This is a genomic window from Mesorhizobium escarrei (genome assembly GCF_935825525.1).
Taxonomy (GTDB): domain Bacteria; phylum Pseudomonadota; class Alphaproteobacteria; order Rhizobiales; family Rhizobiaceae; genus Mesorhizobium; species Mesorhizobium escarrei.
The window spans coordinates 291,663-314,771 of sequence record NZ_CAKXZT010000126.1; the positions used below are offsets into that span (position 1 = coordinate 291,663).

The window sequence follows — 23,109 nt, forward strand, 5'->3', positions numbered from 1 at the left end:
CTCACTGCACCCGGATACGTGGGTTGATGACGGCATAGAGCACGTCGACGATCAGGTTCACCGCCATGACGATCAGCGCGATGATCAGCAAGCCGCTCTGGACGACGACATAGTCGCGCTTGGCGATCGCGTCGATCATCCACTTGCCGATACCGGGCCAGGAAAAGATCGTTTCGGTCAGGATGGCGCCCGCCATCAGCGTGCCGACCTGCAGGCCGATGGTGGTGACGACGGGGATCAGCGCATTGCGAAAAGCGTGGAGCCCGATGACACGGCGCGGCGCCAGGCCCTTGGCGCGGGCGGTGCGGACGTAGTCTTCGCCCAGCACCTCCAGCATCGCCGACCGCGTCTGGCGCGCTATGACGGCGAGCGGGATCGTCGCCAGCACGATCGCCGGCAGGACCAGATGACTGGCGGCGGACCTGAAAGCGCCGCTCTTGCCGGAGATCAGGCTGTCGATCAGCATGAACCCTGTCGTCGGCTTGAAGAAATATTGAAGGCCGATGCGGCCGGAAACCGGCGTCCAGCCGAGATAGCCGGAAAAGAAGATGATGAGCAGCAGCCCCCACCAGAAAATCGGCATCGAATAGCCGGTCAGCGCCACGCCCATCGTCGCCTGGTCGAACCATGATCCGCGCTTGACCGCGGCGAAGATGCCGGCGGGAATGCCGATGAGCACGGCGATGATCAGCGCGATCGTCGCCAGTTCCAGCGTCGCCGGAAACAGCGCCTGGAATTCACCGAGCACCGGCCGCTTGGTGGCGATCGATATGCCGAAGTCGCCGGTCAGGACCCTGCCGATATATTCGAGATACTGGACGACATAAGGCCTGTCATAGCCAAACCGCTCGACAAGCTCGGCGTAGCGTTCGGGACTGACGCCGCGCTCGCCGGCGAGCGCCGTGATCGGGTCTCCCGGCAAAAGCCGGACGAAAGCGAACGCCGCCAGCGATATGCCGAACACGGTCGGGATGATCAAGGCGAGCTTGTGAAGGAGATAGCGGAGCATCTTACTTCATAGAACGGCGGCGCCGGAAGTCCAGCGCCGCCGTTCTATTTCTCAGGAGTTATTCGGCGACGTCGACGCCGTCAAACCGGTGGATGCCGAGCGGATCCATGACGAAGCCCATAACTTTCTTGTTCATCGGCATGAAGACCTTGGAATGGGCGATGGTCAGCCACGGCGCCTCACGCTTGAACACGACCTGAGCCTCCTCGTAGATCTTGGTGCGCATGGCGACGTCGGTGGTCGCCTTGCCCTTCTGCAGCAGGGCTTCGAACTCCTGGTTGCACCAGATCGCATAGTTGGACTGGCCGATGGCATCGCAGCCGAGCAGGAACAGGAAGTTGTCCGGATCGCCATTGTCGCCGGTCCAGCCGAGTTGGAAGGCGCCGTCACGGTCCTTCTGCTTGCCGCGTTCGCGGTACTCGGTCCACTCGTAGCTGACGATCTCGGCCTTCACGCCGATCTTGGCGTAGTCGGCCTGGATCAGTTCCGCGACTCTTTGGGCGTTCGGATTGTACGGGCGACTGACGGGCATTGCCCAGATCTTCATCGAGAGATCCTTGACGCCGGCGTCGGCCAGCATCTTTTTGGCCGCGTCCGGATCGTACGGGTCGTCCTTTATCTCCTTGTTATAGGACCACATCGTCGGCGGGATCGGGTTGATGGCCGCCTGGCCGGCGCCCTGGTAGACCGCATCGAGAATGGCCTGCTTGTTGACGGCCATGTTGAGGGCCTTGCGGACCTCGACCTTGTCGAAGGGCGCCTGCGTCGTGTTGTAGGCCATGTAGCCGATGTTCAGGCCTTCCTGCTCGTCGACCTTGAGGTTCGGGTCGGCTTTCAGGCCGGCAATGTCGGCCGGCGCCGGGTACGACATGATATCGCACTCGCCCGCCTTCAGCTTCTGCGCGCGCACGGCCGGATCGGTCGTGATGGCGAAGATCAGATCGTCGATCTTCTGGCGGCCGCCATAGTAGCCGTCCCATGCCGCATAGCGGATGACCGCATCGACCTGGTAGTCGACGAACTGGAACGGACCGGTGCCGATCGGCTTCTGGGTGAATTGCTGCCTGGTGCCGGCCTTGTCGAGCTGGTCGGCATATTCCTTGGAGACGATCGAAGCGAAATCCATGCCGAGATCCGGCAGGAAAGCGACCTCAGGTTTGTTCAGCACGAACTTCACCGTCAGGTCGTCGACCTTGACGATTTCCTTGAGCAGATCCGGGAAGCCCATGCCGGCAAAATATTCCCAGCCGGTGCCTGCCAGATAGTCGAACCACGGGTTTTCCTTCTTCCACTGGCGTTCGAAGGAGAAGATCACATCGTCGGCGTTGAGATCGCGCGTCGGCGTGAAATAGTCGGTGGTCTGGAACTTCACGCCCGGCCGAAGCTTGAACGTGTATTCGAGACCGTCGTCGGAAACCGTCCAGCTCTCGGCGAGGCCGGGTGTGATTGTGGTTTTGCCGTGCTCGAACTCGACCAGGCGCGAATAGATGGTGCGCGACGACGCGTCGAAGTCGTTGCCACCGCTCCACGGCGACGGGTCGAAGCCGGCCGGCGACGCCTCCGAGCAGTAGACCAGCTGTTTCGCATTGGCCATGCCACCGAGGACGCTTGCGGCCAGCAACGCAGCCGCAAAAGTCAGTTTCTTTTTCATGGAGGACTCCCTGATGTTCTTCCAAGCCCCTCTATCAGGCTCGCGAAGCGCGCATATAAGCACCGTTTTTCCGGGTTTGGAACACCTGGCTTGCCTACCCCATGGGAAGCAGAATTTCTTTCTTCGCACTGGCCAAAAGAGAGAATGAAATGTCAAATCTAATCGATCACGACATTGTTAACGACTGCATTTTTTTATCATCTTCAGCGCATCCGACGGCGAGGACCCGCCGCCTTCGGCTTGTCATTGGCGCGGACGATTTCTTCCCGCCTTGCCGCAGGGGCAGACTTGCACGGCTGCCGATAGTCGCAATACATAGATGACAGGCTGGGATGACAGGCTGGATTTCCTGGATGCCGGCAACAGCGGAGGACGTCTCTGTCACTCGGAGGCGGTGCGGCGGGCAGGCTGAGACAACAAGAACAATCGAGGGAGGGACGAGTGGCAAAAACACCAAGGACGGCGGCACCAGCGACAGCCAAGGCCAAAACTGCTGCGAAACCGGCCAGCCCCGACAAGCCCCCGACAAGCCAAAGGCCAAAGGCGCCGACGGCCAAAGCCAAGCCGAAGGCGGCCGCCGCGGCCGCGAAAACCAATGCATCCGCGAAGACCGATGCATCCGCGAAGGTTGGCGCCAAGCCCGCCGCCGCCAAACCAGCGGCGAAGGCGGCACCGACAGCGGCTGCATCGGCGTCAAAGCCAGATCCGGCCGGAAACTTGCCGAATGTGGTTGCCGCCGGATTGCCGGAAAAGCCCTGGCTCAAAAGCTACCCGAAAGTCGTTCCGGCCGAGATCGGCGCCCTACCCTTCGGCTCCATCGGCGATCTGCTCGCCGACGTCTGCAAGCGGTACGCCAGCCGGCCGGCCTTTACCTGCATGGGCAAGACCATCACCTACGCGGAAGTCGAGCGGCAATCGGCCGCCTTCGGCGCCTATCTGCAATCGACGGGACTGCCGAAAGGCGCACGCGTGGCGCTGATGATGCCGAACGTGCTGCAATATCCGGTGGCGATGATGGCAGTGCTGCGCGCCGGCTATGTCGTGGTCAACGTCAACCCGCTCTACACGCCGCGCGAGCTGGAACATCAGCTCAAGGATTCCGGCGCGCAAGCCATCGTCATTCTCGAGAATTTCGCCAGCACCTTGCAGGCGGTGATCGCTAAAACGGCGGTCAAGCATGTCGTGGTCGCGGCGATGGGCGACATGCTTGGCGGCCTGAAGGGGACGATCGTCAATCTGGTCGTGCGCCGCGTGAAGAAGATGGTGCCGGCCTGGTCGCTGCCGGGCCATGTCAAGTTCAACGCGGCGTTGAAGGCAGGCGCCGGCATGAATTTCAAGCCGGTGAAGGTCGCTGCCGACGACGTCGCGTTCCTGCAATATACCGGCGGCACCACCGGCATCTCGAAGGGCGCGGTGCTGCTGCACAGCAACGTGCTGGCCAACGTCGCGCAGAACGCGCTGTGGATCGAGGACGCCTTCACGGTCAAGCCGAAGCCGGCGGATCTCAACTTCATCTGCGCGCTGCCGCTCTACCATATCTTCGCGCTGACGGTGAACGCGCTGATGGGCATGCAGCTGGGCGGTCAGAACATACTCATTCCCAATCCGCGCGACATTCCCGGCTTCGTCAAGCAACTCGGCAAATACCCGATCCACATCTTTCCTGGCCTCAACACGCTGTTCAACGCGCTGCTCAACAATGAGGATTTCCGCAAGCTCGACTTCAGGCCGCTGATCCTGACGCTGGGTGGCGGCATGGCGGTGCAGAAGGGTGTCGCCGAACGCTGGAAGAATTTGACCGGCTGCCCGGTCACCGAGGGCTACGGGCTTTCGGAAACCTCGCCGGTGGCTACCGCCAACACGTTCAGCAATGGTGCCTTCACCGGCACGATCGGCCTGCCGCTGCCCTCGACCGAAATCGCCATCCGCGACGACGACGGCAACGATTTGCCGCCAGGCGAAGTCGGCGAGATCTGCATCCGCGGACCGCAGGTGATGGCCGGTTACTGGAACCGGCCGGACGAGACCGCCAAGGTGATGACCAAGGACGGTTTCTTCAAGTCGGGCGACATGGGCTTCATGGACGAGCGCGGCTACACCAAGATCGTCGACCGCAAGAAAGATATGATCCTCGTGTCCGGCTTCAACGTCTATCCGAACGAACTCGAGGAAGTGGTGGCCCTGCATCCGGGCGTGCTCGAAGTGGCCGCGATCGGCGTGCCGGACGAGCATTCAGGCGAAGTGCCGAAGCTGTTCGTCGTCAAGAAGGACCCGTTGCTGACCGCAGAGGTGCTGACTGTCTATTGCCGCGACAACCTGACCGGTTACAAGCGGCCAAAATACATCGAGTTCCGGACCGAACTGCCGAAAACGCCGGTCGGCAAGATCCTGCGCCGGGCATTACGGGAATAGGGACAACTTTGGGCGATAGCCTTACTGTCGATGACGCGGCGGATACGCTTTCCCGTCCCGATCCGCTGACATTCATCAAGGCGAACATGCGTATCGCCCCTGTTCCGGCACTTCCCGAAATCCGGCTTTATAGAGCCCATCCAGCGAGCGGCCTGTGGCGGCTCACGCGTCCACAAGGACGAGCAGCCGAGCCGGAAGAAGGAAGCGAAGCCGACGAGGATGGCCCCGAGCCGCAGCCTCCTTACTGGGCCTATGCCTGGGCCGGCGGCGCTGTGCTTGCCCGCTACATCCTCGATCGGCCGGAGACCGTGGCCGGGCTTCGCGTGCTCGACATCGGCGCCGGGTCTGGCCTCGTCGGTATCGCCGCGGCAAAGGCCGGCGCCAGCGAAGTGGTTGCATCCGAGATCGACCGCAACGGCGTCGCCGCGCTTGGTCTCAATGCGGCGGCGAACGGCGTCGCAATCACGGTCGTCAGCGAGGATATCACCGCTGGGCCGCCGCCGCCGGTGGACGTCGTGGCAGCTGGCGACTTGTTTTACCGGCAAGATCTCGCCGACCGGGTCATCCCCTTCCTCGACCGCTGCCTGGCCGCCGGCATCAATGTGCTGATCGGCGACCCGGGCCGCGCCTACCTGCCCCGCTCGCGGCTTCGCCTGCTGGCCGAATACGAGGTGCCGGATGTCGGCCAAGCAAATGGCTCAGCGACGAAGCCGAGCGGCGTCTTCTCGTTCGAGCCGGAGCAGTTCGAAGGCGAGTTCAGATCGTCTCCTTGACCTTTGCCGAAAGAAAGTCGGGCAGGTCGGCAACCGAATCCAGAATGACGTCGGCGATCTGCGACAGCGACTCCCGCGTGCCGGTGCCGGAGAGCACGCCGATCGCCAGACCGCAGCCGCCGGCCCGCGCCATCTCCAGATCGTGGCGATTGTCGCCGACCACGGCGATCACGGCCGGCCTCAGGCCGGTCAGGTCCGAGAAGGCGAGGATCGTGTCGGGCGCCGGTTTCGGATTGGCCACCGCGTCGTAACCATAGGCGGCGTCGAACAGCTGCGCGACACCCAGCGTCAGCAATGTCTTTTCCGCGCCAGTGGTCGAATCGTTGGTGGCGACGCCGAGCCGGTAGGATTTCCTGTGAAGAACGCCAAGCGTCTCGACGATGCCCGGCAGCGCCACCGCCATCGCCGAACCCTGCACCGAGGTGATCTCGTTGAAGCGGGCGACGGCAAGCATCTGGTCTTCATCAGACAGCCGCGGAAACCAAAGCTCGACGACATCCATGTTAGTGCCGGAGGCAAAGATGGAATCGGGCTTGAAGCGTTTGGTGGCGAAATCATAGCCCGCCGCGGCAAGCAGCCTGTCGGCCTTCCAGCGGTCGCCCTCCGCCGCATCCATCGCCATGAAATCGGCAACGCCGAGCCATGTTGCGTTGAAGTCGACAAGGGTGCCGTCCTTGTCGAACAATATTCCCTTGATCTCGGCCAAGCCGCTTACTCCGATCCGCGCAATCGATGGATGTGTCCCACCAGTCCGGCGGTCGAAGCGTCCCGCTTTGCGGCATTCTCCTTGCCTTCCACGACAGGCAGCAGTCCGGTCGCCAGTTCCTTGCCCAGCTCGACGCCCCACTGGTCGAAGGAATTGATGTTGAAGAGCGTGCCTTCGACGAAGACGCGGTGCTCATAGAGCGCGATCAGCCGTCCGAACGTATGCGGATCGAGTTGTCTGTAGAGGATCGTCACCGAGGGCCGGTTGCCAGAGAAGACGCGGTGCGGGGCGATCCTGTCGACTTCGGCGGGCGCCATGCCCTTTGCCAGCATCTGCGCGCGCGCTTCCTCCAGCGTGCGGCCCTTCATGAACGCCTCCGACTGAGCCAGGCAGTTGGCGAGCAACAGGTCGTGGTGATGCTTGAGATCCGGCTCATGGCCGATGGCTGCGGCGAGGAATTCGACCGGAATGAAATCGGTGCCCTGGTGCAGCAGCTGGAAGAAGGCGTGCTGGCCATTGGTGCCGGGCTCGCCCCAGACCAGCGGGCCGGTCGGCGTAGTGACAGCGCCGCCGTCGAGGGTGACGCTCTTGCCGTTCGATTCCATGTCGAGCTGCTGCAGATAGGCCGGCAGCCTCGACAGGCGCTGGTCGTAGGGAATGACGGCGCGGGCGGGGTATTGGCAGATCACCCGATGCCACCAGCCGATCAGCCCCATCAGCGCCGGCAGGTTGCTGGCCAGCGGCGCCGTCTGGAAATGTTCGTCCATCGCATGCGCGCCATCGAGAAAGGCGCGAAAATTCTTCGGGCCGACGGCGATCATCACCGGCAGGCCGATCGCGCCCCACACAGAATAACGTCCGCCGACCCAGTCCCAGAAGCCGAAGACGCGATCGGACGCAATACCGAACTTGGCCACCAGGTCGAGCGCCGTCGAGACGGCGGCGAAGTGCTTTCCGACCGCTTCCTTGCCGAGCGTCTTCTGCACCCATTCGCGCGCCGTCTCGGCATTGGTCATCGTCTCGATGGTGGTGAAGGTCTTGGAAGCAACGATGAACAGCGTGGTTTCGGCGGACAGGCCCTTCAGCGTGTCGTGGATATGGGCGCCGTCGACGTTCGACACGTAATGCGTGCGCGGCCCGTCGTGATAGGGCGCCAGCGCCAGCGTCGCCATGGCCGGGCCAAGATCGGACCCGCCGATGCCGATGTTGACGATGTCGGTGATCTTCTTGCCGGTGGCGCCGGCCGCCTTACCGGAGCGCACCGCATCGGCGAAGGCGCCCATCGCGTCGAGTACGGCGACAACCTCCGCCTTCACGTCCTGACCGTCGAGCACGATACCCTTGCCGTTCAGGTTGCGCAGCGCGGTGTGCAGCACGGCGCGGCCTTCGGTTACGTTGATCTTCTTGCCTGAGAACATCGCGGCGCGCCGGCCTTCGAGATCCGCGGCTGCCGCCAGCTGCTCCAGCAGATCCATCGCCTGCGCATCGACCGCGCATTTCGACCAGTCGAGCAGCAGGTCGCCGTCGCTGGCGGAGAATTTTTCGAAGCGCTGCGGATCAGCAGTGAAAGCCTCGCGCATGCTGCCCGATTTGGCCGCACGGTGATCGCGCAGGGCGTCGAGCTGTTTTTGAAAGGACGATTGATCCACTGCCTCACTCCGAGCCTTGAAATGCCAACATAACAGACCGGATGTTTCCGGCGCGTGTCGTCGCGGCGAACTATCTAGCCGAAATCGACTGGTTTCAATGCGCCGCGATGACGCGTTGCGTCAGGCAGCGATGACGCGTTGCCTCACAGCTGGGGATGAAGGCGTTGCGTCAGGCAGCGACGACGCGTTGCGTCGCGCTGGGGATGGTGCGTTGCGTCGCGCTGGGATGACGCACGGCGTCACGCTGGGATGACGCGTTGCGTCGCGCTGGGATGACGCGTTGCGTCACGCTGGGGAAGGATCACTGGCGTAAATCCCAGCAATCAGAAAAATTGATTGGCGCAACAGCTTGTGCCACCAGTACATTCGACTGGTCCAGCCAAGTGAAAAAAGCTGGCCATCCGAGGAACACTCCCATGCCACAGCGAAACGACACGGCCATATGGTCCGGCCTGTTCCGGATTTCGGCGGAATCCGGCCAGACCCTGCAGGCGCAAATCCGCCAAGCGATCGTCGCCGCTATCCTAGACCGGCAGATTGCCGCTTCGATGCCGCTTCCGTCCTGCCGAATCTTGGCCGAGAAACTTGGCGTGGCGCGCGGCACCGTGGTGCTGGCCTTCCAGCAGCTCGTCGACCAGGGTTTCCTGGTGGCGCGCGAACGGCGCGGCCATTTCGTCAATCCGGACGTGCTGGCGACGCCGGCCAAACCGCACCAGAAGGCGCCAGACCAGGCCAATGAGATCGACTGGAAGGCGCGCCGGCAGATCGCGGCCAGCGACATGCCGCCGCCGGCCAAGCACGACAACTGGATCAAGTCGTCCTACCCCTTCGTCTATGGCCAGTTCGATCCGGCACTATTCCCGACCGCCGAGTGGCGCGAGTGCAACCGCATGGCGCTCGCCGTGCTCGAGATCCGCAACTGGGCGTCCGACATGGTTGATCGCGACGATCCGCTTTTGATCGAGCAGATCCAGGCGCGGCTGTTGCCACGGCGCGGCATCTTCGCCAATCCCGATGAGATCATCGTCACGCTCGGCGCGCAGAACGCGCTCTACATGCTGGCGACGCTGCTGATGACCAAGGGCTCCAAGGTGGCCATGGAGGACCCCGGCTATCCCGACGCACGCTCGATCTTCCGACTGGCGGGCGCCGACGTCATACCGGTCCCGGTCGACCATTCCGGCATTGTAACTGCTTCTATTCCCAGCGATTCCGGCTTCGTCTTCGTGACGCCCAGCCACCATTGCCCGACTATGGTGCCGCTGTCGGCGGAGCGCCGGCAGGATTTGCTGGCGCGCGCCAATCGCCACAACCAGATCATCATCGAGGACGGCTATGACAGCCAGCTTCTGGACGAGGCGCCGCAGCAGGCGCTGAAGAGCCTCGACCGTTCCGGCCGGGTCATCTATGTCGGCTCGATGTCGAAGACGCTGGCTCCGGGCCTCAGGCTCGGCTACATCGTCGCCTCGGCCGGGCTGATCTCCGAGCTTCGCGCGCTGCGTCGCTTCATGCTGCGTCATCCGCCGGCCAACAACCAGCGCGCGGTCGCGCTGTTCCTGTCGCTTGGCCATCACGAGGCGCTGGTGCGGCGGCTGTCGAGCGCCTTCGACGAACGGCGCAAGCGTCTGATCCATGCGATTTCCGCCTTCCTGCCGGAGTGGCGCTCGACCGATTCCGCCGGCGGCGCGTCGCTCTGGCTCGAGGGGCCGCGCGGCACCGATTCGCGCGGGCTGGCCGAGGCCGCCGCCTCGCGCAGCGTCATCATCGAGCCTGGCGACCGTTTCTTCGACCGCACCGAAAAGCCGTCGCGCTTCATGCGGCTGGGCATCTCCTCGATCGCGCTGCAGCACATCGAGCCCGGCATCCGAGAACTGGCGACGGCGGCCGGGCGCAGGCCGGCCGCCGCTTGAGGCCTCGGCCTGGCCGGCACCGGCCGCCGTTCTTTAGCCCCCTGGCATATGTGACGGGATCGCCTGGCCCATAGGCTGTGCCAATGCCGGCGGCATAGTTCGATGGATAAGGGGACGAAGCGGGCCGATGGTGGACCAACCACCGCCGCCCGCTTCGCAGCTAAGGTGGAGTGCCTCCCATGTCAGTGGCTGTAGAGAAGCCGGATATGTCCTCGGACCAACGTTCGCGGCGTTCTGGCGGGCGCGAAGCGCGTCGCGCCATGCGGGCAGCACCGCTTGCCGACGATATCAAGCCGGTGCGCGCCGGCCTCGAAGGCGGAAGCTACGGGCCGCTCAGCGACAACGACCGCGAGCGCATTCACGAAGCGGTGCTGACGCTGCTTGAAACGGTCGGCTTCGCCAATGCCATCCCGTCCTGCATCGAAGCGCTGACCAAGGCCGGCGCCACCCTCGGCGAGGACGGCCGCATTCGTTTTCCGCGCGCGCTCGTTCTCGATACCATCAAGAAGGCGGCGCGCCATTTCACCCTGCATGGCCAGGATCCCAAGCACGACATGCTGATCCAGGGCAAGCGCGTGCATTACGGCACGGCCGGTGCTGCGGTGCATCTGGTCGACGTCGAGAAGCGCTGTTATCGCGAGTCGCTGCTGCAGGACATCTATGACGCCGCCCGCATCGTCGAAGGGCTCGACAACATCCATTTCTTCCAGCGGCCGATGGTACCGCGCGACATTCCCGATCCGCTCGATATGGATTTCAACACGCTTTACGCCTGCGTGATGGGCACGTCGAAGCATGTCGGCACATCCTTCACGGTGCGCGAGAACGTCAAGCCGGCGCTCGACATGCTCTATGCGATTGCCGGCGGCGAAGAGAATTTTCGCGCGCGGCCCTTCGTCTCCAATTCGAACTGTTTTGTCGTGCCGCCGATGAAGTTTGCCGAGGACGCCTGCGGCGTGCTCGAGGCCTGCGTCGAAGGCGGCATTCCGATCCTGCTGCTGTCGGCCGGCCAGGCGGGCGCCACGGCGCCGGCGGCGATCGCCGGTGCGGTGGTGCAAGCCGTGGCCGAAGTGCTCGCCGGCCTCGTCTATGTCAATGCCATCAAACCCGGACATCCTGCGATCTTCGGCACTTGGCCGTTCGTCTCCGACCTGAGGACTGGCGCCATGTCCGGCGGCTCGGCCGAGCAAGCGGTGCTGACCGCGGCCTGCGCGCAGATGGCGCAATTCTACGACCTGCCCGGCGGTTCGGCCGCCGGCATGACGGATTCGAAACTGCCCGACATTCAGTCCGGTTACGAAAAGGGCATCACTGACGTCATGGCCGGCCTTGCCGGCCTCAACCTTGTCTATGAATCAGCCGGCATGCACGCCTCGCTGCTCGGCTTCTGCCTGGAAAGCCTGATCATCGACAACGACATGCTCGGCCATTGCCTGCGCTGCGTGCGCGGCATCGAGGTGACCGATGAGTCGCTGTCGATAGACACCATCGCCGACGTCTGCCTGAAGGGGCCAGGTCATTATCTCGGCAACGAGCAGACGCTGCGGCTGATGCAGACGGAATATTTCTATCCGGCGGTCGGCGACCGCTTTTCGCCGAAGGAATGGAACGAGAAAGGCAGGCCCGACATCCTGCAGCGGGCGATCATCGAGAAGAAGCGCATCCTCGCCGAGCGCTTCCCGCGCCACGTGCCGAAGCCGGTCGACGACAAGCTGCGCGCCCGCTTCGGCAATCTGATCCATCTGCCGCGCAGCGGCATGGGCGGCTGAAGACTGTTCTCTCGTCAAAACTGAAACGGTCAGAGCCTAATCCATCCCGACAAATCGGGATGGGGCTCTAGCTTTCTGTTTGACCATGATCTTTTCCGAAAACCGGGTTCCAATTTTCGGGATCATGGTCTAGTCGGCGCTCAACCCGTAGCGCTCGACGACCTCGCCACTGATCAGCTTGGCATGCAGCGTCATCAGTATGATTTGCGCATCGAAGCTGCCGCCGGCCTCAAGTGCCGCCTCAAGCCGGCGCTCCGCATCCAGCCTATGCCTAAGGCCGTTGGATTGCTCGAATGCTTCCGGCCCGGCAATACAATAGCCAAGCAGCTGGGCCACCGGCGGGTAGGCTTGTGGCGGCGGCTCGTCGGGCCAGTGGTCCTTCATCAGATTGACGATGGTGAGCTTTGCTCCTTCCGGCATAAGGGCGGGATGAAGGTCGACGTTGCGTAACGCGGCGTCGAGTTGCCTGAGGTCGCCTGAACGGCCGAACATTCCAAGGAAGCCAAGGGAAGAGCGTCGTCTCGCCATGATGTTCCTATCCGAATGCCCGAAACGCCGCAAAGCCCCGCCGCAGGCAGCCGCTATGCGCTCGCCGCCAGCAACAAAACACCGGCGAGGGCCGATCCTGCCAGCGTCGGCAGCATGCCGATCTTCAGCTTCAGGATAGCGATCATGGCAGCACACGACAGCAGCGCCGCACGCCAGTCGATGGATGAGAGCACCGGCACGTCCGTTCCAAGCCCGATGTTGCGCACCTCGCCGAAAATGACGTGCAAGCCGAACCACAGAGCGAGATTCATGATGACGCCGACGACGGCAGCGGTGATCGCGCCCAGCGCCGCCGACAGCGCCTTGTTGCCGCGCAGGGATTCGATATAGGGCGCGCCGAGGAAGATCCAGAAGAAGCAAGGCGTGAACGTCGCCCACAGGGTGAGCATCGCGCCAAGCGATCCGGCAAGCAGCGGGCTCAACGATCCCGATTGGCGGAACGCGGCCAGAAAGCCGACGAACTGCAGGACCAGAATGAGCGGGCCGGGCGTGGTTTCGGCAAGCCCGAGACCATCGACCATTTCACCGGGTGCGAGCCAGCCGAAGGACTCGACCGCTGCCTGCGCGACATAGGCAAGGACCGCGTAGGCGCCGCCGAAGGTGACGACCGCCATGACGCTGAAGAAGCCACCGATCTGCGTCCATACGCTGGCGGATCCGGTGAACGCCCAGATCAGCAGCACCGGCCCGAGCCAGATCGGCAGCCAGATTGCAACGGTGCGCGGCGCATGCCATCGCGTCGGCTGGGTGTGGGCCAGTTCGCCGCGCTCGAACATCAGGTCGACCGCGCCCTTGATGTCGGGAACCGCGTCCTTGCCGTGCGCCGCGCCGGAAAAAAGCGCCGGCGCAACACGATTTCCAATCCAGCCCGCCAGGCCGGCAAGCAGGACGATGAGCGGAAACGGCATGTTCAATGCATAGATGGCGATAAAGGCGGCGAGCGCGATCGAAACCATGACCCGGTTCTTCAGGGCACGTCGTCCGATCCGGATCATCGCCTCGATCACGATCGCAAGCACGGCCGCTTTCACCCCGAAAAACAGCGCCTCGACCAGAGGAGCGTCGCCATACAGCGCATAGAGGATGCTCAACGTGAGCATCACAAGCGCACCCGGCGCGACGAACAGGATGCCGGCGACCAGGCCGCCGATCGTCCGGTGCAGCAGCCAACCGATATAGACGGCGAGTTGCTGGGCTTCGGGGCCTGGCAGCAGCATGCAGTAGTTCAACGCATGCAGGAAACGTTGCTCGCCGATCCAACGCCGTTCCTCGACCAATTCCCTGTGCATGAGCGCGATCTGCCCGGCCGGCCCGCCGAAGCTGAGCAGGCCGATTTTTGCCCAGAGTTTTACGCCTTCGCGGAAGGTAGGCGCTGCCGGCACGTCGACGATCTCGTTCGTTTTGGCAGAAGTCCCCGTTTCGCTCATGACGGCTTGCCTGGCCAGTTGTGCGTCTCCTCGGTGGCATCGCGGCACCATCGGAAAAACGCATCGTAGAGCAGCATTCCTGCCTCCAGCTGTTCCAGATCGTCGCGAAACATCCGCGACAGGCCAAGCGAGGCGGCCAGGAATCCGGCAGCCTGTGGCACCAGATCGAGGCTTGCGGTGTCGGCTGCGCGTACGATCACGGCGAGGCGGTCGAGCGCCTCTGATTCGAGCCCGAACTCTTCGATCATCGTGTCGAAGGTGCAGCACTCGCCCCGATGAGTCCAGAACACATTGTCGATGTCGAAAGGCACGGCCTGAAAGCGATCCGCAACCGCCGACACTTCGGCCGCCTCGACAAAGAGGAAGACCGCGCTCGAATCGATGAAGCGACGGATCAGCCAGGGGCAGGCGATGCGATCGACCTTCGGGCGGCTCCGCGTCACCCACACGGTGCGGCCTTTTTCATCGCGGGGCGGTATCTTGCCGGCATGGATCAAAGGCCCCTTGGCATCGCGCCAGGCTTCAAACCCGCCTTCGAGGGATTCGGCACTGACGCCCTCATGCCGCAGCCATGCGGCCACGCCTTGTGAAAGCTTTTGCCCTTTTTGGCAGACGACGGTCACTCGGCTGCCGGCGAATTCGGATGCCCAGGTCGAGACGGTTTTGAAATCACGCCGGTTTGAGGCCGGCAGCAGGCGCGGATCGGCGCTGTAGTCCTCCTCGATGCGAACATCGACGATCGCGGGCGCACCCGGCAGACCAATCAGACGGGACAGTTGCGGAACGGTGATAGCGGTTGTCGACGGCATGGCGTCCACCCTCCTTGAGAGAGAAGCTTGGACGCGAACGTTGGGCTGACGCCTCACGGGGTCGTCGCGATGCACCCCTTGCCATGATCGTGGATTTGTCGCGCCCGCTTGTCAAGCGTCATGCCTGGAGCAAAGGATGCTCTGGCTCTGGCTCCGGCGGCCGGTTTGGCGGAGCCACGACATGTCTGGGAGGAAAACCATGAAAAAGACCTATCACGGCAGCTGCCATTGCGGTGCGGTGCGTTTCGAAGCCGAAATCGACCTCACTGAGGGCATCCGCAAATGCAATTGCAGCTTCTGCTGGAAACTCGGCTACCGGAAATCCTTCGCCGCCTATGAGGCCGTGCGGGTGACGGACGGCCGCGAGCGGATGCGGGAGTACAAGGCGACGCCGTCGAACTGGCCGGCAGGCGACATCAACCACTATATGTGCCCGAACTGCGGCGCGAATTTTCTGTCGCGCGGCTATCTCGACTTCATGGGCGGGAATTTCTGGGCGGTGAACGTCGCCTGCCTCGACGACGTTACCGAAGAGGAACTTGCGGCAGCCCCAATCGTCTACGAGGACGGCAAGCGCGACAGGCAGGACCAAGCGCCTGACATCACCGGCTATCTATAGTTGCTGCTTGGCGCTCTGCCTTCTCCCCTTGTGGGAGAAGGTGGCCTCGCGAAGCGAGGTCGGATGAGGGTGTTCCAGCTTGGCACCGACCGCGCTCCGTCCAGCACCCCTCTTCCGTCTCGGCGCTGCGCGCCGATCCGCCGCCCGGGGCGAGTCACGGGCCTCGCCCGCCCTTCGGGCCCCACAGGAGAGAAGGCAACAAGAGGCGTTCAGTGATTGTCCCGCGGCACGCCGCTGGTGTGCGCTACATCCTGGTATTTCACCGCCGGCTTCAGCACCATTCCTTCGGAAAACTGGTCGACCATGCCGCGCTGGATCTCCTGCCATGGCGTCTGGTGCTTGGGGTAGCGATAGCCGCCATTGTTCTGCAGCTCGGCGCGCCGGCGCGTGATCTCTTCGTCGGTGACGAGAATGTCGGCGGTGCCCTTGCGCAGGTCGATGCGGACGCGGTCGCCGGTCTTCAACAGCGCCAGCCCGCCGCCTATGGCGGCTTCGGGCGAGGCGTTGAGGATCGACGGCGAGCCTGACGTGCCCGACTGGCGGCCGTCGCCGATGCAGGCCAGCGCATGGATGCCCTTCTTGATGAGATGGGCCGGCGGCTGCATGTTGACGACTTCGGCGCCGCCGGGATAACCGATCGGGCCGGCGCCGCGCATGAACAGAATGGTGTGCTCGTCGATGCCTTGCGCCGGATCGTCGATGCGGGCGTGGTAGTCTTCGGGCCCGTCAAAGACCATGGCGTTGCCCTCGAAGGCCTCGGGGTCGTTCGGGTTCGACAGATAGCGTTCGCGGAATTCGGGCGAGATGCCGCTGGTCTTCATGATCGCCGAATCGAACAGATTACCCCTAAGATTGATGAAGCCGGCATTGGCCTTCAGCGGCTCGGCGACGGTGCGGATAACATCGAGATTCTCGTTGACGGCCCCACTGCAATTGGCGCCAATCGTCTTGCCGTTGACAGTCATGGCGTCGGGATGGGGCAGCAGCCCAGCCTTCATCAGTTCGGCGACCACCGCCGGCACACCGCCGGCATGGTGATAATCCTCGCCGAGATATTCGCCCGACGGCTGCAGGTTGACGATGAGCGGCACTTTCAGGCCGACCTTCTGCCAGTCGTCATTGTCGAGCGGCACGCCGAGATGGCGGGCGATGGCGTTGAGATGGATCGGCGCGTTGGTCGAGCCGCCGATGGCCGAGTTGACGACGATGGAGTTCTCGAAGGCCTGGCGGGTCATGATGTCGGACGGCTTCAGATCCTCATGCACCATGTCGACGATGCGTTTTCCTGTCTCATAGGCGATCTGGCCGCGCTCGCGATAGGGCGCCGGAATGGCGGCCGAGCCCGGCAGCTGCATGCCAAGCGCCTCGGCCAACGAGTTCATCGTGGTGGCGGTGCCCATTGTGTTGCAATAGCCGGTGGACGGCGCCGAGGAGGCGACGATGTCCATGAACTCGTCATAGCCGATCTCGCCGGCCGACAGGCGCTGACGCGATTCCCAGACGATGGTGCCGGAGCCGGTGCGCTTGCCCTTGTGCCAGCCGTTGAGCATCGGGCCGACCGACAGCGCGATGGCCGGGATGTTGACGGTGGCGGCGGCCATCAGCAGGGCCGGCGTCGTCTTGTCGCAGCCGATGGTGAGCACGACGCCGTCGAGCGGATAGCCATAGAGCACCTCGACCAGGCCGAGATAGGCAAGGTTGCGGTCGAGCGCGGCGGTCGGGCGTTTGCCCGTCTCCTGGATCGGGTGACACGGGAACTCGAAAGGGATGCCGCCCATCGACACGATGCCCTCGCGCACGCGCTTGGCCAGCTCGATATGATGGCGGTTGCAGGGCGACAGATCCGAGCCGGTCTGGGCGATGCCGATCAGCGGCTTGCCCGACATCAGTTCGGCGCGCGTCAGCCCGTAATTGAGGTAGCGCTCGAGGTAAAGCGCCGTCATCCCCGGATTGTCGGGATTGTCGAACCACTCCTGCGAGCGAAATTTCTTTTTCTGCGTGGGGGCGCCGGCCATCATGGTCTCCGTATTTGTATGACAAATCGATAGGACAACGCGCGAGAGCAGGCAAGAGGCACGCGCCATCCGATTCCCGGACTTTGGTGCGATAGACATGCGTTTACCCCCACGCTAGACCGCATCGGGGCTTGTCAATTTGTATCCGGGAGATTTTGATGGCTTTGGTGATCGAAGGCGAGGAACGCATCGCCGCACCCCTGCAAAAGGTGTGGGAAGCGCTGAACGACCCGGACATTCTGAGGCAGACCATCCCAGGCTGCCAAAACCTCGAAAAAAAGTCGGACACCGAGATGGCGGCGACCGTGGTGGTCAAGATCGGCCCGATCAAGGCGACGTTCAACGGCGAGGTGACGCTCAGGAATCTCAACCCGCCGCATTCCTACACCATCCAGGGCGAAGGCAAGGGCGGCATCGCCGGCTTCGCCAAAGGCGGCGCCGATGTAACGCTGACCGCCGACGGCCCGGAGGCGACGATCCTCAGATATGCGGCCAAGGCCGATGTCGGCGGCAAGATCGCCCAGCTCGGCAGCCGGCTGATCGAATCGACATCGAAGAAACTGGCCGGACAGTTTTTTTCGAGTTTTGGCGAGAAGGTGGGCGCAGCCCCTCCCCCTTGAGGGGAGGGTGGCCCGCAGGGCCGGGTGGGGTCGGTGGCGACGCGCTCCGGCATTTCTTTCCTAAGAGGTCGAGGCAGTTGAGGCGACCCCTCCCGCCTCGCTTCGCTCGGCACCCTCCCCTCGAGGGGTGTTTGAACTTGGGGGGAGGGTCACTCGAACACGATGTTCGGCACGGCGGCTTCGGCCGCGCCGCGTTCTTCGTTGACCCTGCCCCAGACGTTAGACGCGATGTCGCGGTAGATCTTCGCCTCGGCGCTATCGGGCTTCGAGACCACCACCGGCGTGCCGGCGTCTGAGCTTTCGCGGATGCCCATTTCGAGCGGCACTTCGCCGAGGAAGCTGACGCCGAGACGCTCGGCCTCGCGGCGCGCGCCGCCATGACCGAAAATGTCGTAGCGCTTGCCGGTGTCGGGGGCGAGGAAATAGCTCATATTCTCGACGATGCCCAACACCGGCACGTCGACCTTCCTGAACATGTTGAGGCCTTTTCGCGCATCGATCAGGGCCAGATCCTGCGGCGTCGAGACGATGACGGCGCCGGCCAGCGGCACCTGCTGGGCCATGGTCAGCTGCGCGTCGCCAGTGCCGGGCGGCATGTCGACGACGAGCACGTCGAGCGGACCCCACTCAACCTCGCGCAGCATTTGCGTCAAAGCCGACATCACCATCGGTCCGCGCCAGATCATTGGCGTCTCCTCATCGACGAGGAAGCCCATCGACATGACCTTCAGGCCGTAGTTCTCCATCGGCTTCAGGACCTTGCCGTCGACGGTCTGCGGCCGGCCATGGATGTTGAGCAGCCGCGGCATCGACGGGCCGTAGATGTCGGCGTCGAGCACGCCGACCCTCAGGCCGTTGGCGGCGAGGCCAAGCGCGATGTTGACGGCAGTGGTCGACTTGCCGACGCCGCCCTTGCCGGAAGCGACAGCGATGATCGCCTCGATGCCGGGCACGCCGCGCCTGCCCTGGCCGTGCGAGGCTGGAGCGTGCGGGGCCGGACGTGGCGCGGCAGCGGCTGCGGCCGCAGGTGTGGGCCTTGGGGCGGGCCTGGGGGCAGGCCTTTGCGGAACGGGAGCTTCCATGCCGCCACCCTTCTTTTCCGCCGTCAGCGCGACCACGGCGCCGGCGACACCCGGGATTGCCTTGACGACACGCTCGGCGGCGGCACGCAGCGGCTCCATCTCCTGGGCCCGGGCAGCCGGCACCGTGATCGAAAAGAACACCTTGGCATCGGCGATGAAAATCTCGGAGACCATGCCGAGGTCGACGATGTTGCCGGTGAAGTCCGGTCCGTTGACCGTCTTCAGGCGCTCGATGACGATTTCCTTGGTGACGTTTTCCTGGACGGCGGGCATCAGCTTTTCCTCTGCTTTTGCGCCTGAGATAATGCAGTTCCCGAACAGAACCAAGCGGCGGAACGACACGCACGGGCGTGGCTGCAAAAACTTGCGTCCGTTTGTCGGGCTTGCAGAGGACAAAACGTCTTTAGGGTAGAGGCACGCCGATAGCGCAAGCTGCGGTCGCCGGAAGACCAAGCAGCCCTATCTTTGCAGGGCTTCGGACGTGCTCGCCAGCAAGCAAAGGAGACCAATCATGCTCGCAAACAGCAACGCAACCGCCAATCTCGCAGTGAAGGACCTGGCCAGGGCCAAGGCCTTCTATGAAGACGTTCTGGGGCTGACGGAAGTTCACAACGAGGGTGGCGAACTGATCGTCTACAAATGCGGCGACACCAGCATCAATGTGTATCGCTCGAACTTCGCCGGAACCAACAAGGCGACGGCGGTGACCTTTATGGTCGGCGACGAGATCGAAAAGATTGTCAGCGCGCTAAGGTCGAAAGGTGTTGTTTTCGAACATTACGACATGCCTCACACGACGATCGAGGGCGACATCCACGTCGGTCACGGCATGAAGGTCGCCTGGTTCAAGGATCCCGACGGCAACATCCTGAACCTTGTGGACAGGTAGAACCTTGTGGACAGGTAGGGCTTTGTGGACAGGTAGAACCTTGTCGACACGTAGACTGGGGCGACGGCAACTTCGGTCGTATGACGATTTCGCCAGGAACAACAGCGTGCGTCTGGCGCAGCCTCACTTGGCCTTGTAGCGTCTACCCATGATCGACAAGCTGGAATTCTTCATCGCGCTGGCCAGGGAAGAGCATTTCGGCCGGGCGGCGGAGGTGTGCGGCGTCACCCAGCCGACGCTTTCGGCCGGCATCAAGCAGTTGGAGGGCCAGCTCGGCGTGATGCTGGTGCTGCGCGGCTCGCGCTTTCAAGGGCTGACGCCGGAGGGCGAACAGGTGCTGGTGTGGGCGCGCCGCATCGTCGGCGATACCCGCACCATGCGCGAGGAGATGCGGGCGGCGCGTCACGGCCTTTCGGGGCGCATCCGCATCGCCGCCATCCCGACGGCGCTGGCCATGGTGGCGCGGCTGACGACACCCTTTCGGGCAAAACATCCCGGCGTCACCTTTTCGGTGCTGTCGCGCACCTCGATCGAGGTGCTGTCGCTGCTCGGCAATTTCGACATCGACGCCGGCATCACCTATCTCGACAACGAGCCGCTGGGGCGGGTGACCAGCGTGCCCCTCTATGACGAGCGCTATCAGCTGATCACCGCGATCGGAAACCCCTATTCCGACCGCGACAAAGTGACATGGGCGGAGCTCAGCCAGCTGCCGCTCTGCCTGTTGACGCCCGACATGCAGAACCGCCGCATCATCGACCAGCATTTGGCCGAAGCCGGCACGCAGGTGCGGCCGACACTCGAATCCAATTCGATGATCGTGCTGTTCTCCCATATCCGTACCGGCAAATGGTCGTCGATCATGCCGCTCAACCTCTCGGAAACATTCGGCTTTTCCGAGCCAATCCGAGCCATTCCGATCGTCGAGCCGGACGCCAGCCACACCGTCGGGCTGGTGGCGACGCTGCGCGAGCCGCACACGCCACTGGTCTCGGCGCTGCTGGACGAGGCGATGGCGCTGGCAGACGATTTCCGCGCCCGCCACTGAGCTAGAGATTGCAGGCTGGACGGCAGCGATAGAAAATTTCTATCGAGCAACGGATCAGCTTTATTGATTTAGCGGGTTTCCTCCGATTTACTAAGCACTTAGCGGATTACTACGACCAGGGAGGGCGCTGCGTGATCATGCAGCCTGCAAGTACCGAGATCGCGTCGCGCACGGCGGCGATCGTCCAGGAGCTGAAGGGCCTCGAAGGCCCGCTGCTGCCGATCCTGCACGGCATCCAGGAAGAGTTCGGCCATGTGCCGCAGGACGCGCTGCCTGTCATCGCCGAGGCGCTGAACATCTCCAAGGCGGAGGTGCACGGCGTCGTCACCTTCTACCACGATTACCGCAGCCACCCGGCCGGCCGGCATGTGCTGAAGCTCTGCCAGGCCGAAGCCTGTCAGTCGATGGGCTCGGACGTGGTTGCCGCCAAGCTCAAGCAATTGCTGGGCATCGGCTTCCATGAGACGGCCCGCGACGGTTCAGTGACGCTGGAGCCGGTCTATTGCCTCGGGCTTTGCGCCTGCGCGCCATCGGCGATGCTGGACGGCGAGGTGATCGGCCGGCTCGATGACGAAAAGCTCGACGAGATCGTTGCCGAGGTGCGCTCATGATCCCGCGCATCTACGTTCCCGGCGATTCCGGCGCGCTGGCGCTCGGTGCGGAAAAGGTCGCCATCGCGATTGAAAAGGAATTGGCTGATCGCGGCATCGAGGCCAAGATCGTGCGCAACGGCTCGCGCGGCGCCTATTTCCTCGAGCCGATGGTCGAGGTGGCGACAGAAAAGGGCCGCGTCGCCTATGGGCCCGTGCAGCCGTCCGAGGTCAAAAGCCTGTTCGACAGCGGCTTCCTCACCGGCGGTCATCACAACCGCTGGCTGGGCGCGCCCGACAAGATCCCGTTCCTGGCCAGGCAGACGCGACTGACCTTTGCGCGCTGCGGCGTCATCAATCCGCTGTCGCTCGATCACTACAAGGCGCATGGCGGGCTGAAGGGGCTGCAGAACGCCGTGGCTATGGCGCCGGCCGAAATCGTCAAACAGGTAACGGAATCCGGCCTGCGCGGTCGCGGTGGCGCCGGCTTCCCGACCGGCATAAAGTGGAAGACGGTGCTCGATACGACCGCCGACAAAAAGTACATCGTCTGCAATGCCGACGAGGGCGACAGCGCCACCTTCGCCGACCGCATGATCATGGAGGGCGATCCCTTCGTGCTGATAGAAGGCATGGCGATCGGCGGCATCGCCACCGGCGCAACCAAGGGCTTCGTCTATATCCGCTCGGAATATCCGCATGCGGTGGCGATGATGCAAAAGGCGGTCGAGGCCGCCCGCAAGGCAGGCCTGCTCGGCCTAAACGTGCTGGGCTCGCCCAACGCCTTCGACATGGAAATCCGCGTTGGCGCCGGCGCTTATGTCTGCGGCGAGGAAACCTCGCTGCTCAACAGCCTCGAAGGCAAGCGCGGCGTGGTTCGCGCCAAGCCGCCACTGCCGGCGATCCAGGGCCTGTTCGGCAAGCCGACGGTGATCAACAACGTCATCTCGCTGGCCTCGGTGCCCGTGATCATGGACAAGGGTGCTGCCTTCTACAAGGATTTCGGCATGGGTCGCTCGCGCGGCACCATTCCGATCCAGATCGCCGGCAACGTCAGATATGGCGGCCTGTTCGAGGCGGCATTCGGCATGACGCTTGGCGAGATCGTCGACGACATCGGCGGTGGCACGGCGACTGGACGGCCGGTCAAGGCGGTGCAGGTCGGCGGGCCGCTCGGCGCCTATTTTCCACGCAGCCTGTTCGATACGCCGTTCGATTACGAAGCCTTTGCCGCCAAGGACGGGCTGATCGGCCATGCCGGCATCACCGTGTTCGACGATAGCGCCGACATGCTGAAGCAGGCGCGTTTCGCCATGGAGTTCTGCGCCATCGAAAGCTGCGGCAAGTGCACGCCCTGCCGCATCGGCTCGACGCGCGGCGTCGAGACGATCGACAAGATCGCCAGGGGTATCGAGCCGGAAAGGCAGATCGAGCTGGTGACAGACCTCTGCAACACGATGAAGTTCGGTTCGCTCTGCGCGCTGGGTGGCTTCACGCCTTATCCGGTGATGAGCGCAATCAACCACTTCCGCGATGATTTCAAGCCGGCGCCAGTCGCCGAAGCAGCAGAATAGGAGTCTCG

At 63.4% G+C, this 23,109-nt stretch carries 19 protein-coding genes; 10 read left to right on the forward strand and 9 right to left on the reverse strand.

Annotated features, from left to right (window positions below):
• Nucleotide 1 precedes the first annotated feature (1 nt).
• Nucleotides 2-1,009, reverse strand: a complete 1,008-nt coding sequence (locus NMG80_RS17155) for an ABC transporter permease subunit (protein ID WP_254019164.1) — start codon at nucleotides 1,007-1,009, stop codon at nucleotides 2-4.
• Between the two features lie 58 nt (nucleotides 1,010-1,067).
• On the reverse strand, nucleotides 1,068-2,660 hold the full coding sequence (locus tag NMG80_RS17160; RefSeq protein WP_254019165.1) for an ABC transporter substrate-binding protein: 1,593 nt from the start codon (nucleotides 2,658-2,660) through the stop codon (nucleotides 1,068-1,070).
• A 441-nt stretch (nucleotides 2,661-3,101) separates the two neighbouring features.
• Here NMG80_RS17160 and NMG80_RS17165 point away from each other — a divergent pair, with 441 nt between their 5' ends.
• Together NMG80_RS17165 and NMG80_RS17170 are read left to right on the forward strand one after the other, a co-directional pair.
• Entirely contained in the window at nucleotides 3,102-5,072 is a 1,971-nt protein-coding gene (locus NMG80_RS17165) for a long-chain fatty acid--CoA ligase (RefSeq protein WP_254019166.1), read from the forward strand.
• 8 nt (nucleotides 5,073-5,080) lie between these two features.
• Nucleotides 5,081-5,845 carry a class I SAM-dependent methyltransferase gene (locus tag NMG80_RS17170; protein WP_436798630.1) on the forward strand — a complete coding sequence of 255 codons (765 nt, stop codon included), beginning with the start codon at nucleotides 5,081-5,083 and terminating at the stop codon, nucleotides 5,843-5,845.
• Here NMG80_RS17170 and NMG80_RS17175 read toward each other — a convergent pair.
• Both NMG80_RS17175 and pgi read right to left on the reverse strand, forming a co-directional pair.
• Nucleotides 5,829-6,551: an HAD family hydrolase gene (locus NMG80_RS17175; RefSeq protein ID WP_254019167.1), complete on the reverse strand. Its 723-nt coding sequence runs from the start codon at nucleotides 6,549-6,551 to the stop codon at nucleotides 5,829-5,831. The two genes, NMG80_RS17170 and NMG80_RS17175, sit on opposite strands and share 17 nt — an antisense overlap.
• A gap of 5 nt (nucleotides 6,552-6,556) precedes the next feature.
• On the reverse strand, nucleotides 6,557-8,200 hold the full coding sequence (gene pgi / locus NMG80_RS17180) for a glucose-6-phosphate isomerase (protein WP_254019168.1): 1,644 nt from the start codon (nucleotides 8,198-8,200) through the stop codon (nucleotides 6,557-6,559).
• Nucleotides 8,201-8,616: 416 nt separating this feature from the next.
• On the opposite strand from pgi, the gene pdxR reads away from it, so the two are divergent.
• A complete protein-coding gene (gene pdxR / locus NMG80_RS17185; RefSeq protein WP_254019169.1) occupies nucleotides 8,617-10,110 on the forward strand; it encodes a MocR-like pyridoxine biosynthesis transcription factor PdxR in 1,494 nt (497 codons plus the stop codon).
• Nucleotides 10,111-10,289: 179 nt separating this feature from the next.
• Nucleotides 10,290-11,879: a trimethylamine methyltransferase family protein gene (locus NMG80_RS17190; protein WP_254019170.1), complete on the forward strand. Its 1,590-nt coding sequence runs from the start codon at nucleotides 10,290-10,292 to the stop codon at nucleotides 11,877-11,879.
• Nucleotides 11,880-12,008: 129 nt separating this feature from the next.
• Here NMG80_RS17190 and NMG80_RS17195 read toward each other — a convergent pair whose 3' ends face one another.
• Genes NMG80_RS17195 through NMG80_RS17205 form a run of 3 tightly spaced genes read right to left on the reverse strand, consistent with a single transcriptional unit; the run spans nucleotide 12,009 to nucleotide 14,664 of the window.
• The gene (locus tag NMG80_RS17195) at nucleotides 12,009-12,407 is read right to left on the reverse strand and encodes a hypothetical protein (protein WP_254019171.1); all 399 of its coding nucleotides are present in this window, start codon (nucleotides 12,405-12,407) and stop codon (nucleotides 12,009-12,011) included.
• Between the two features lie 53 nt (nucleotides 12,408-12,460).
• Nucleotides 12,461-13,855: a chromate efflux transporter gene (chrA, locus tag NMG80_RS17200; RefSeq protein WP_254019172.1), complete on the reverse strand. Its 1,395-nt coding sequence runs from the start codon at nucleotides 13,853-13,855 to the stop codon at nucleotides 12,461-12,463.
• A complete protein-coding gene (locus tag NMG80_RS17205; RefSeq protein WP_254019173.1) occupies nucleotides 13,852-14,664 on the reverse strand; it encodes a chromate resistance protein ChrB domain-containing protein in 813 nt (270 codons plus the stop codon). The genes chrA and NMG80_RS17205 overlap by 4 nt, the downstream gene beginning before the upstream one ends.
• Before the next feature lie 199 nt (nucleotides 14,665-14,863).
• Here NMG80_RS17205 and NMG80_RS17210 point away from each other — a divergent pair, with 199 nt between their 5' ends.
• Complete coding sequence (locus NMG80_RS17210) at nucleotides 14,864-15,283, forward strand: GFA family protein (protein WP_254019174.1); 420 nt, start codon at nucleotides 14,864-14,866, stop codon at nucleotides 15,281-15,283.
• Between the two features lie 209 nt (nucleotides 15,284-15,492).
• On the opposite strand, the gene NMG80_RS17215 is transcribed toward NMG80_RS17210, so the two are convergent.
• On the reverse strand, nucleotides 15,493-17,298 hold the full coding sequence (locus NMG80_RS17215) for an IlvD/Edd family dehydratase (protein ID WP_254019175.1): 1,806 nt from the start codon (nucleotides 17,296-17,298) through the stop codon (nucleotides 15,493-15,495).
• 158 nt (nucleotides 17,299-17,456) lie between these two features.
• Between NMG80_RS17215 and NMG80_RS17220 the strand changes: the two genes are divergently transcribed.
• Nucleotides 17,457-17,918: an SRPBCC family protein gene (locus NMG80_RS17220; protein ID WP_254019176.1), complete on the forward strand. Its 462-nt coding sequence runs from the start codon at nucleotides 17,457-17,459 to the stop codon at nucleotides 17,916-17,918.
• 149 nt (nucleotides 17,919-18,067) lie between these two features.
• Here NMG80_RS17220 and NMG80_RS17225 read toward each other — a convergent pair whose 3' ends face one another.
• On the reverse strand, nucleotides 18,068-19,273 hold the full coding sequence (locus NMG80_RS17225; protein ID WP_254019177.1) for an Mrp/NBP35 family ATP-binding protein: 1,206 nt from the start codon (nucleotides 19,271-19,273) through the stop codon (nucleotides 18,068-18,070).
• Nucleotides 19,274-19,511: 238 nt separating this feature from the next.
• On the opposite strand from NMG80_RS17225, the gene NMG80_RS17230 reads away from it, so the two are divergent.
• The 4 genes from NMG80_RS17230 to NMG80_RS17245 all read left to right on the forward strand — a co-directional run bounded on the left by NMG80_RS17230 (nucleotide 19,512) and on the right by NMG80_RS17245 (nucleotide 23,101).
• Nucleotides 19,512-19,889: a VOC family protein gene (locus NMG80_RS17230; protein ID WP_254019178.1), complete on the forward strand. Its 378-nt coding sequence runs from the start codon at nucleotides 19,512-19,514 to the stop codon at nucleotides 19,887-19,889.
• A gap of 148 nt (nucleotides 19,890-20,037) precedes the next feature.
• Nucleotides 20,038-20,937, forward strand: a complete 900-nt coding sequence (locus NMG80_RS17235) for a LysR family transcriptional regulator (RefSeq protein WP_254019179.1) — start codon at nucleotides 20,038-20,040, stop codon at nucleotides 20,935-20,937.
• 131 nt (nucleotides 20,938-21,068) lie between these two features.
• Entirely contained in the window at nucleotides 21,069-21,548 is a 480-nt protein-coding gene (locus NMG80_RS17240) for a formate dehydrogenase subunit gamma (protein ID WP_254019180.1), read from the forward strand.
• Nucleotides 21,545-23,101, forward strand: a complete 1,557-nt coding sequence (locus tag NMG80_RS17245) for a formate dehydrogenase beta subunit (protein ID WP_254019181.1) — start codon at nucleotides 21,545-21,547, stop codon at nucleotides 23,099-23,101. Before NMG80_RS17240 ends, NMG80_RS17245 begins: the two co-directional genes overlap by 4 nt.
• Nucleotides 23,102-23,109 lie beyond the last annotated feature (8 nt).

Excerpts from the sequence above, each read along its gene's own strand:
- NMG80_RS17205 (WP_254019173.1), bottom strand. The coding sequence starts at position 14,664 with ATGCCGTCGACAACCGCTATCACCGTTCCGCAACTGTCCCGTCTGATT.
- NMG80_RS17195 (WP_254019171.1), bottom strand. The coding sequence starts at position 12,407 with ATGGCGAGACGACGCTCTTCCCTTGGCTTCCTTGGAATGTTCGGCCGT.
- NMG80_RS17215 (WP_254019175.1), bottom strand. The coding sequence starts at position 17,298 with ATGGCCGGCGCCCCCACGCAGAAAAAGAAATTTCGCTCGCAGGAGTGG.
- NMG80_RS17160 (WP_254019165.1), bottom strand. The coding sequence starts at position 2,660 with ATGAAAAAGAAACTGACTTTTGCGGCTGCGTTGCTGGCCGCAAGCGTC.
- NMG80_RS17155 (WP_254019164.1), bottom strand. The coding sequence starts at position 1,009 with ATGCTCCGCTATCTCCTTCACAAGCTCGCCTTGATCATCCCGACCGTG.
- NMG80_RS17245 (WP_254019181.1), top strand. The coding sequence starts at position 21,545 with ATGATCCCGCGCATCTACGTTCCCGGCGATTCCGGCGCGCTGGCGCTC.
- NMG80_RS17230 (WP_254019178.1), top strand. The coding sequence starts at position 19,512 with ATGCTCGCAAACAGCAACGCAACCGCCAATCTCGCAGTGAAGGACCTG.
- NMG80_RS17225 (WP_254019177.1), bottom strand. The coding sequence starts at position 19,273 with ATGCCCGCCGTCCAGGAAAACGTCACCAAGGAAATCGTCATCGAGCGC.
- NMG80_RS17235 (WP_254019179.1), top strand. The coding sequence starts at position 20,038 with ATGATCGACAAGCTGGAATTCTTCATCGCGCTGGCCAGGGAAGAGCAT.
- pdxR (WP_254019169.1), top strand. The coding sequence starts at position 8,617 with ATGCCACAGCGAAACGACACGGCCATATGGTCCGGCCTGTTCCGGATT.
- NMG80_RS17190 (WP_254019170.1), top strand. The coding sequence starts at position 10,290 with ATGTCAGTGGCTGTAGAGAAGCCGGATATGTCCTCGGACCAACGTTCG.
- NMG80_RS17220 (WP_254019176.1), top strand. The coding sequence starts at position 17,457 with ATGGCTTTGGTGATCGAAGGCGAGGAACGCATCGCCGCACCCCTGCAA.
- chrA (WP_254019172.1), bottom strand. The coding sequence starts at position 13,855 with ATGAGCGAAACGGGGACTTCTGCCAAAACGAACGAGATCGTCGACGTG.
- NMG80_RS17210 (WP_254019174.1), top strand. The coding sequence starts at position 14,864 with ATGAAAAAGACCTATCACGGCAGCTGCCATTGCGGTGCGGTGCGTTTC.